The organism is Methylobacterium sp., assembly GCF_028290105.1.
Lineage (GTDB): Bacteria > Pseudomonadota > Alphaproteobacteria > Rhizobiales > Beijerinckiaceae > Methylobacterium.
Map to the genome: position 1 here is coordinate 1 of NZ_JAQGKL010000236.1, position 9,505 is coordinate 9,505.

7 protein-coding genes are annotated in these 9,505 nt (G+C 71.4%); 4 read left to right on the forward strand and 3 right to left on the reverse strand.

What is annotated here, in order from left to right; genetic code table 11:
- The first annotated feature begins 415 nt into the window (after positions 1 to 415).
- Positions 416 to 2,416, forward strand: coding sequence for a M23 family metallopeptidase (locus JWQ05_RS16800; RefSeq protein ID WP_299660672.1), 2,001 nt, complete (start codon positions 416 to 418; stop codon positions 2,414 to 2,416).
- Positions 2,417 to 2,446: 30 nt separating this feature from the next.
- On the opposite strand, the gene gluQRS is transcribed toward JWQ05_RS16800, so the two are convergent.
- The 3 genes from gluQRS to JWQ05_RS16815 are packed head-to-tail and all read right to left on the reverse strand — an operon-like array spanning position 2,447 to position 5,795.
- A complete protein-coding gene (gene gluQRS / locus JWQ05_RS16805) occupies positions 2,447 to 3,358 on the reverse strand; it encodes a tRNA glutamyl-Q(34) synthetase GluQRS (protein ID WP_299660674.1) in 912 nt (303 codons plus the stop codon).
- A 20-nt stretch (positions 3,359 to 3,378) separates the two neighbouring features.
- A complete protein-coding gene (locus JWQ05_RS16810) occupies positions 3,379 to 3,690 on the reverse strand; it encodes a hypothetical protein (protein ID WP_299660676.1) in 312 nt (103 codons plus the stop codon).
- A 38-nt stretch (positions 3,691 to 3,728) separates the two neighbouring features.
- Entirely contained in the window at positions 3,729 to 5,795 is a 2,067-nt protein-coding gene (locus JWQ05_RS16815; protein WP_299660678.1) for an ATP-binding protein, read from the reverse strand.
- A 224-nt stretch (positions 5,796 to 6,019) separates the two neighbouring features.
- Between JWQ05_RS16815 and trpA the strand changes: the two genes are divergently transcribed.
- The 3 genes from trpA to JWQ05_RS16830 all read left to right on the forward strand — a co-directional run bounded on the left by trpA (position 6,020) and on the right by JWQ05_RS16830 (position 9,241).
- Positions 6,020 to 6,877 carry a tryptophan synthase subunit alpha gene (gene trpA / locus JWQ05_RS16820; RefSeq protein ID WP_299660680.1) on the forward strand — a complete coding sequence of 286 codons (858 nt, stop codon included), beginning with the start codon at positions 6,020 to 6,022 and terminating at the stop codon, positions 6,875 to 6,877.
- Between the two features lie 78 nt (positions 6,878 to 6,955).
- Entirely contained in the window at positions 6,956 to 7,864 is a 909-nt protein-coding gene (accD, locus tag JWQ05_RS16825; protein WP_299660685.1) for an acetyl-CoA carboxylase, carboxyltransferase subunit beta, read from the forward strand.
- A gap of 51 nt (positions 7,865 to 7,915) precedes the next feature.
- Entirely contained in the window at positions 7,916 to 9,241 is a 1,326-nt protein-coding gene (locus JWQ05_RS16830) for a folylpolyglutamate synthase/dihydrofolate synthase family protein (RefSeq protein WP_299660682.1), read from the forward strand.
- Positions 9,242 to 9,505 lie beyond the last annotated feature (264 nt).

A 9,505-nucleotide genomic window follows, 5' to 3' on the forward strand; every position in this document is an offset into this window, starting at 1 on the left:
AACAGCGCCCGGTCAAGCCGGATCCCCGTTCAACAACAGTCAGGAGATGCAAAAGCAAGCCGCCAACCCCGTTGGCCGCCCGCCGATGAACCGGGATATACGAGCCCCATATCGATCGGTCAACACCTGATTCGATTTTTCGATCATCTGCCCTCCCCCGATGCTGTGCGTCCGGCATTGCGGCGTTTCGCGCCTCAATCTCGACATGCTGGCCACTGACATCGAAGGTGGATCGGCGTACCGCCGGCCCCTTCCGGGCTGGCGCATCGCGCCCACGTCTGCGATGCCCGAACGGGGCCGAGCCGGCACATTCTGCGAGGACCTGGACGTTGCTGCGAGGACCCGGACGTTGAAGCGCGGCCGCCTGAAGATCGGTGCACAGAACGGCACACCGGATCCCCGGCCCGGCGCACGCATGCCGAGCGCCCACCTACCGCCCCTCGACCTTCTCGGCCCGGACGCGACCCGGATCGATCGTCGCGACGTCAACCTGCGCTGGCTCTGCGCGAGCGCGCTGACCGGGCTGACCGGCGCCGCCCTGATCGGCGCCGCCATCCACGTCTCGCTGCAGAGCGAGGTGTCGTTCGCGGCGATCCCCGAGCGCGCCTCCGCCGCCGTGCGGCCCTCGATCACCGACGGGACGGTCAATCTGGCGCGCAAGGGCGACCGCCTGGTGCGCAACCTGATGATCGCCTCGGCCAAGCAGAGCTTTCGCGCACCGGTGACGGTGCGGCTTGGTGACCGCGAGATCATCAAGGTCCGCCCCTTCATGCGGGTCTCGACGGCCCTGTCCATGTCGACGGGGGTCTTCGCGGCGGAGATGCCGCGCTTCGATCCCCTGAAGCTCAGCACCGACGAGCCCCTGGAGCGCGCCGCCGACCCCGGCCTCGGCGACGCACCGGGCGCCGAAGTCTCGGTGGTCAAACGCGACATCGCCGGCCTCGAGATCGAGCCCGGCGCCCCGGCTCTCACCGACGACGATGTCGCCGCGCAGGTCGAGGAGGAGCGGCGCCTCGCGGCGGAGGCGGGCCGGCGCACCGCGATCCCGATCGCGCCGCAGATCATGCTGTCGCGCACCCTGCAGCAGGGCATGACCGCTCCCGATTTCGAGGGCGGCACGCGCGGGGCCGACGAGGGGTCGCCCTTCAAGTCCATCGACGTGCTGGTAGTGCCCGAGAACGTCACCAAGCTCGCCAAGAGCATCAGCAGCGGCGGCGAACCGGCGCTCGTCGAGGAGCGCGATCTCGCCCTCAAGCGCGGCGAGACGCTCGATGCCGTTCTGAAGAGTGCGGGCCGGGCCAGCGACGAGCAGGTCCGGGGCATCGTCGCGGCCCTAGGCGGCCGCTCCCGCGTGGCGGACCTCGCGGAGGGCCAGCAGTTCCGGCTCCAGGTCGCCCCGGGGCCGAAACCCGGCGATCCACGCCAGGTCACCCGCGTGATCCTCTACGGTGAGAGCGGTGTCCAGGCGATCGCGGCCATCAACGATCGCGGCAGCTTCGTCTCGGTGGCGCCTCCCACCGAGGACGCGCCGTCCCGGGTCGCGCCGGCGGTGGTGGAGAATGCCGAGGAGGGCGACGAGGAGGGCGGCACCGGCCCGCGCCTCTTCCAGAGCCTCTACGAGACCGCCGCCCGGCACGACCTGCCCCGGAGTACCGTGGACGATCTGGTCCGGATCTTCGGCTACGACGTCGATTTCCAGCGCCGCATCTCGTCGGGCGACAGCCTCGACGTCTTCTACACCTTCGACGAGGAAGGCAGCGCGCAGGGCTCCACCGAACGCCCGGAACTGCTCTACGCCTCGCTCAATCTCGGGGGCGAGCAGCGCAAGGTCTACCGCTTCCAGTCTCCGGACGACGCCACCATCGACTATCTCGACGAGCAGGGCCGTTCCCTGAAGAAGTTCCTGATCCGCAAGCCGATCGCCGACGGCATCATGCGCTCCGGCTTCGGCTACCGGCGCCACCCCGTGCTCGGCTATGCCAAGCTCCACACGGGCGTCGACTGGGCGAACCCGATCGGAACGCCGATCGTCGCCGCCGGCAACGCCACCGTGCTGAAGGCCGACTGGGATTCGGGCTACGGCCGACGCGTCGAGCTCCAGCACATCAACGGCTACGTCACGACCTACAACCACATGTCGCGCTTCGCGCGCGGCGTCACCGCCGGGGCCAAGGTGCGCCAGGGCCAGGTGATCGGCTATGTCGGCTCCACCGGCCTCTCCACGGGTCCGCACCTGCATTACGAAGTGATCATCAACGGCCACTTCGTCGACCCGATGAAGATCCGGGTGCCGCGCGGGCGCGAGCTCGACGGACGCATGCTCGCGGAATTCACCCGGCAGCGCGAGCAGATCGAGGGGACGATGCAGAAGTCCCGCACCGCCTCCGCCATGGCGCAGCGCGACGTGATGCGCTGACGCCGCGCTCCGGCTCGAGCACCGCCCGCCTCAGGCGAACCCGAGGCTGCGCCGGATGGAATCCGGGCTCTCGCCGGCCGCGCGCAGATCGGCCAGGGCCTGCGAACCCCGGGATTTGGCGAGCTTCGCGCCGGATGCGTCGCGGATCAGGGCGTGGTGATGGTAGCGCGGCGCCGGCAGGCCGATCAGGGCTTGGAGCAGCGCGTGCAAGTCGGTGCTGGCGCGCAGATCCGCGCCGCGGACCACGTGCGTCACCCCCTGGGCAGCGTCGTCCATCACCACCGCGAGGTGATAGCTCGTCGGAACGTCGCGCCGCGCGATCACGGGATCGCCCCAACGCGCGGGATCGGCGGGCTCGACCGCCTCGGCGCCGATCCGGTACGCGAGAGGCCCCCTCCCCTCCCCCGCCTCGACGGCAAAGGTTCGGATCGCGTGCGGCCCCGGAGCGACGGCGAGCACGCGTGCCATGTCGAGGCGCCAGGTATGCGGCGCGCCCGCCTCGCGGCGCGTCCGCGCCTCGACGGCCGGAATGCGCCGGCACGATCCGGGATAGAGCGGGGCGCCGTCGGGATCGGACGGCGCCGGGCGGCCGCTGCGCTCGGCCTCGGCCTGCACTGCGCCCGCGATGATCCCGCGTGAGCAGAAGCACGGGTAGGCGAGGCCCCGCGCGGCGAGGGTCCCGATCGCGGCCCGATAGGTTTCGAGATGCGCCGATTGCCGGCGAGCGGGCGTCTCGAAATGCAGCCCGAGCCACGCGAGGTCGTCGTGGATGGCGGCGACGAGGTCGGGGCGGGAGCGGCCGGGATCGATGTCCTCGATCCGCAGCAGCAGGCGGCCGCCCATATCGCGGGCCAAGTCCTCGTTCAGGAGCGCCGAGTAGGCGTGTCCGAGATGGAGCCGCCCGTTGGGGCTCGGCGCGAAGCGGAAGACCGGGCGCGTCACGGGCGGCCCTTGCCGGTTCGTCAGCCGTCGACGCGGCGCAGGCAACGCGTCGCCTGCGGAACGCAGGCGATCCCGGGCAGCGAGCAGGCGACCGCGCCCTCGGCCCGCCGGCAGACGTGGCAGCCGTCCCCCCACTCGGCGCAGGTCGTATCCTCGCCCGGCGCGGCCGCGACCTGATGCCGGGCCGGACCGGGCACAAGGGCGCCGAGCAGCACCGTTCCGGCCACCAGGGCGACGACGCTCCAGGCGACGCGGCGGTCGTGGCCGCGCGTCTCGGCGTCGGATGCCGACACGGCGGCGGTGGAGGTCGGGGGGATCGGGGTCTCGGCCATGCGGCGGTGTTCGCGCGGGAGACTGGCGGTGTCAACGCTCACGCCGCGGCGACCCGTCGCTCGAGCAGGCCCGGCAGGGCGCGCAGGTTCAGGGGCTTGGCGAGGAAGGCATCGAACCCCGCCGCGCGGGCGGCGCGCTCGTCGTCCCGGCCCGCATTGGCGGTCAGGGCGACGAGGTGAAGGGGCCGGGCGCCCTGCTCCGCCTCAATGGCGCGGATGCGGCGGGCCGTCTCGAGGCCGTCGAGGCCGGGCATGCGGATATCGAGGAGCGCGACGTCGAAGGGCGCATCTGCGGCCGCATCCCGGATGCGGGCCAGGGCCTCGTGACCGTCCCGTGCCAGCACGACCCGGGCGCCGAGACGTTCCAGCGCCTTGGTCGCCAGGAGGGCGTTGATGTGATTGTCCTCGGCCAGGAGCACGCACGGACCGGAGCCGGGCAAGTCCGGGAGTCCGGCGTGCGGCGGGAGCTCGCCCGGCGCATCCGACCCGGCGGTCTGCGGCGGCAACGGAGCGAGCAGGCGGTCGAAGAGCGAGCGGGCGCGCACCGGCTTGATCAGGTAGCTGTCGAAGCCGGCGGCGGCGGGTGTGCCGAACTCCCGGCGGTCGAAGGGCGAGAGCAGGACGAGGCTGCAGCGCACGCCGCAGCGCCGGGCTTCGAGCGCCAGGGCGCGCAGGGCCTCGTCGCCGAGGGTGCGGTCGGCGAGCACCGCGTCGAAGGCCGCCCCCGCGATGGCGTCGAGGCCGGCATCCGGGCTTTCCACCACCACGGCGGCGGCGCCCGATCGGGTCAGGCGTCGGGCGAGGTAGGGGCCCTGGAAGGGCGAGGCCGCGACGATGAGCACCTTGCGGCCGCCGAGGGCCGGCGCCCGCTCGCGCTCGGCCGCCTGGATCTCGAGGGGCAGCGAGACGGAAAAGACGCTGCCGCCGCCACGCCGGGCCCCGGCCTCGATTCGCCCGCCCATGCGGGCGACGAGGCGCCGGGTGATAGCGAGGCCGAGGCCCGTGCCCTCGTGGCGCCGGCTGGCGCTGTTGTCGCCCTGCTCGAACTCCTCGAACAGGAGGGGCAGGCGCTCGGCCGGGATCCCCGGGCCGGTGTCGCTGATCGCGAGGTGGAGGCCGGCGCCCTCGCGGCGCAGTTCGACGCCGACGCCCCCGACAGCAGTGAACTTGATGGCGTTGCCCGCCAGATTGATCAGGATCTGGCGGACCCGCTCGGCGTCGCCGATCACGAGGCTGGGTACGTCGTCGGCGATGTCGAGGGCGATCTCGATGCCCTTGTCCTGGGCGCGGGGCGCCAGGAGTTCGACCACGGCCTCGGCGATCTCGCCCGGGTCGAAGGGCTCGGCGGCCAGATCGAGGCGCCCGGCCTCGATGCGCGAGAAATCGAGGATACCGTCGATCAGGCTGAGCAGTGCCTTGCCGGAGGTCCTGACCGCCTCGACATAGGTGCGCTGCTCGGGGTCGAGCCCGGTGTCGAGGACGAGGTCGGCCATGCCGAGGATGCCGTTGAGCGGGGTGCGGAACTCGTGGCTGACGGTGGCCAGGAATCGCGATTTGGCCACGTTGGCGGCTTCGGCCCGGCTGAGCGCCTCGTCGAGGGATCTTGCCGATTCCACGCGCTCGGTGATGTCGGAGCCGGCCCGGAGCCAGTGGGTCTCGCCGTTGCCCCCCGTCACCGGCATCTCGATGAACGAGAACCAGCGCGGCGGGCCGGAGACGGGTGCGAGGCGCGTCTCGACCCGGCGCACGCCGTCCGGGCCGCGCTGCGCCTCGCCGTGCTCGATGATGTCGACCTGCCGGGTCGAGCCGAGGAGCGCGAGCGGCTCCGCGCCGACCAGGCGGGCGAAACCCTCGTTGGCGAAGGTGATGCGCCCCTGCGCGTCGCGCTGGACGATGACCTCCGTGGTCGCCTCCACGAGGGCGCGGTAGCGCTCCTCGCTCTCGGACAGGCCCCAGACCCGGTCCTCGAGGTCCTCGATCCGGGCCTCGCTGCCGGCGGGCGGGACAAGGGGATGCGTTCGGGCAAGGCGCGACCGTGCGACCCAGCCCGCCAGGAAGGCGAGGAGCGGGAGGACGAGGACGAGCGCGACGTCCGACAGGGTCATGGGCTCGGCCTCTCCGGCGGGACCATCCGCCGCCGGGAGCCACGATGCCGGCCCCGGGTTGAGGCGGGCTTTCCAAAGGCCGTTAAGAAACGCTTGCGGATCGGCGCGAAAGGGTCCGCGCGTGGCCCGCGCGCTTCACGGGCCGGCCGTGATGGTGTAGGCGCGGCGGCTTGATCCCGCGCCGCGCCCGTGGCGGCCGCGAGGAGCGCGAGACAAAGAGTGTCATGACGGCCACGAGTTCAGCCAATCCCGGTCAGGCGCGCATCGCCGCCGCCTTCGCGCGCTGCCGCGCCGAGCATCGCGCGGCCCTCGTCACCTACGTGATGGCCGGCGACCCCGATCCGGAGACCTCGCTGCGGGTGCTCGAAGCCCTGCCCCGGTCCGGCGCCGACATCGTCGAGTTCGGCCTGCCCTTCACCGACCCCATGGCCGACGGCCCGGCGATCCAGGCCGCCGGCCTGCGGGCGCTCGCGGGCGGCCAGGGGGTCGCCAGGACCCTCGACCTGGTCCGGCGCTTCCGCGAGGGCGACACCGAGACGCCCGTGATCCTGATGGGCTACTTCAACCCGATCCACACCTACGGCGTCGAGCGCTTCCTCGACGACGCGCTCAGCGCGGGCATCGACGGTCTGATCGTCGTCGACCTGCCGCCGGAGGAGGACGACGAACTCTGCCTGCCGGCGCTGGCCAAGGGGCTCGCCTTCATCCGTCTCGCGACACCGACCACCGACGAGAAGCGGCTCCCGGCCGTCCTCGCGAACACCGCCGGCTTCGTCTACTACGTGTCGATCACCGGCGTGACCGGAACGGCGACGCCGAACTTCGACCGGGTCGCCGACGCGGTCGGCCGCATCCGGCGCCACACCGACCTGCCCATCGTTGTGGGCTTCGGCGTGCGCACGGGGGCCGATGCCGCCGCCATCGCGCGGGGTGCCGACGGCGTCGTGGTCGGCTCGGCCCTGGTCGATGCGATGCGGGCCACCCTGGACGCGCAGAACCGCGCGACGCATGGCACCGTCGAAGCCGTCAGCGCCTTGGTCCGCGAACTCGCCGAGGGCGTGCGCTCGGTGCCGCGGGCCTGACGCATTTCGCCGTCAGACAAGTTCACTTCCGGCATCGGCCCGCTTCCCTCGCTTCCCCACAAGGACGCCGTCTCCATGATGGTTGAACCGATGAATTGGATCTCGGAGGTCGTACGCCCCAAGATCAAGACGCTGTTCAAGCGCGAGACCCCGGAGAACCTCTGGGTCAAGTGCCCGGACACGGGCCAGATGGTGTTCCACAAGGAGGTGGAGAGCAATCACTGGGTCATTCCGGGCTCCGAGCACCATCTCAAGATGAGCGCCCAGGCGCGCCTGAAGATGATGTTCGACGAAGGCACCTGGATCGACGTTCCGCTGCCCGAGGTCGCCGCCGATCCGCACAAGTTCCGCGACGAGAAGCGCTACGTCGACCGTCTGAAGGACGCGCGCGCCAAGACCGGGATGGCCGACGCCTTCAAGATCGGCTTCGGCCGGGTCTCGGGCCTGCCGATGACGCTGGCGGTGCAGGATTTCGCCTTCATGGCGGGATCGCTCGGCATGGCGGCGGGCGAGGCCTTCGTGCGCGGCGCCGAGACGGCGCTCGACAAGCGCACGCCCTACGTGGTGTTCACGGCGTCCGGCGGCGCGCGCATGCAGGAGGGCATCCTCTCCTTGATGCAGATGCCGCGCACCACCGTGGCGGTGCGCCGCCTGAACGCGGCCCGCCTGCCCTACATCGTGGTGCTGACGAACCCGACCACGGGCGGCGTCACCGCCTCCTACGCCATGCTCGGCGACGTGCACCTGGCCGAACCCGGTGCGCTGATCTGCTTTGCCGGCCCGCGCGTGATCGAGCAGACCATTCGCGAGAAGCTGCCGGACGGGTTCCAGCGCGCCGAGTACCTGAAGGACCACGGCATGGTGGACCAGGTGGTGCACCGCCACGCGCTCAAGGAGACCATCGCGCGACTGTGCGGCCTCCTGACGAACCAGGAACCGGGGGGCACTTCGGCGCGGGCGCCGGCGGCTGTCGCCGAGCCCGCCTGATCCCTCCCCGCTCGACATAACTCCAGTCCCTTGCGACGCGACGGTCCGATCATGGATTCCTCTGACGCGCTGATGGCGCGCTTCCTGGCCCTCCACCCGCGCACGATCGACCTCTCGCTCGGTCGGATCGAGCGCCTGCTCGCGCGCCTCGGCCATCCCGAGCGCAAGCTGCCGCCGGTGATCCACGTCGCCGGCACCAACGGCAAGGGATCCACCATCGCCTTCATGCGGGCGATCCTGGAAGCCGCGGGCCTCGCCGCGCACGTCTACACCTCGCCCCACCTCGTGCGCTTCCACGAGCGCATCCGGATCGGCGCCATCGGCGGCGGGCAGTTCGTGCCCGAGGACCAGCTGGCCGACGCCCTGGCGCGATGCGAATCGGCCAACGAGGGCGAGCCGATCACCGTGTTCGAGATCACCACCGCCGCCGCCCTGCTGCTCTTCTCCGAAATCCCCGCCGACGTGCTCCTGCTCGAAGTCGGCCTCGGCGGCCGGGTCGATGCCACAAACGTGATCGACCGGCCGGCGGCCGCCGTGGTGACACCGATCGGGCGCGACCACGCGGAGTATCTGGGCGATACGGTCGAGGCCGTGGCCACTGAGAAGGCCGGCATCTTCAAGAAGGATTGCCCGGCCATTATCGCCGCACAGGACTACGCCGAGGCCGACGCGGTGCTGTGCCGCCTCGCCGAGGCCGCCGGCGCCAACCCGATCCGCGTCGGCAACCAGGATTTCTCGGTCCATGCCGAGCGCGGGCGGCTCGTCTACCAGGACGACACCGACCTGTTCGACCTGCCCAAACCGCGCCTCAACGGGCGGCACCAGTTCACCAATGCGGGCACCGCCATCGCGGCCCTGCGGGCGGCGGGCTTCGGCGATATCGGCACTGATGCCATCGAGGCCGGCCTCAACAACGTCGAGTGGCCGGGACGCCTGCAGCGGCTCAACCGGGGCCGCCTCTCCGAACTCGTGCCGCAGGGCTCGGAGCTCTGGCTCGACGGCGGCCACAACGTCGATGGCGGCCGCATCCTCGCCGCCGCGATGGCGGATCTGGGCGAGCGCTCGGACGTGCCCCTGGTCCTGATCGTCGGTCTCCTCGGCACAAAGGACGCGGAGGGCTTCCTTCGCAACTTCGTCGGCCTCGCCCGCGTGCTCTTCGCCGTACCCATCGCCAACCAGATGGCGGCGCGTCCGGCCGAGGAAGTCGCGCAGATCGCGGCCGAAGTCGGTTTGGTCGCCCAGGCCGCATCGAGCGTCGAGGCCGCCCTCGAGAGCCTGTCCGACATCGTGTTCGAACAGCCGCCCCGCATCCTGATTTGCGGCTCGCTCTACCTCGTCGGCGCGGTTCTCACCGCCAACGGCACGCCACCGGTCTGAACCATCCCCATTGTCCACCGCCGTGGCGGGGCGAGAGCATCCCTCTGCGGGTGTGACCCGCACGCTACATCTTGGCTGTGGAAACCGGCGTAAGTTGGCCCTCGATCGGGCATTTCGCTGGGGATCAATAATGAAAAAGCTTCTCACCACGTTCGCGGCCTTCACGGCCCTCACTGCGGCGGCCTCCGCCGCCGACCTTCCGCGCCGCGCGGCTCCGCCGGTGTTCGTGCCGGTGCCGGTGTTCACCTGGACCGGCTTCTACGC

What these genes read in the sequence shown, in the direction of transcription:
- accD (WP_299660685.1), top strand. Translation starts at nt 6,956, where the DNA reads ATGGTTGAACCGATGAATTGGATCTCGGAGGTCGTACGCCCCAAGATC.
- trpA (WP_299660680.1), top strand. Translation starts at nt 6,020, where the DNA reads ATGACGGCCACGAGTTCAGCCAATCCCGGTCAGGCGCGCATCGCCGCC.
- JWQ05_RS16830 (WP_299660682.1), top strand. Translation starts at nt 7,916, where the DNA reads ATGGATTCCTCTGACGCGCTGATGGCGCGCTTCCTGGCCCTCCACCCG.
- JWQ05_RS16800 (WP_299660672.1), top strand. Translation starts at nt 416, where the DNA reads ATGCCGAGCGCCCACCTACCGCCCCTCGACCTTCTCGGCCCGGACGCG.
- JWQ05_RS16810 (WP_299660676.1), bottom strand. Translation starts at nt 3,690, where the DNA reads ATGGCCGAGACCCCGATCCCCCCGACCTCCACCGCCGCCGTGTCGGCA.
- JWQ05_RS16815 (WP_299660678.1), bottom strand. Translation starts at nt 5,795, where the DNA reads ATGACCCTGTCGGACGTCGCGCTCGTCCTCGTCCTCCCGCTCCTCGCC.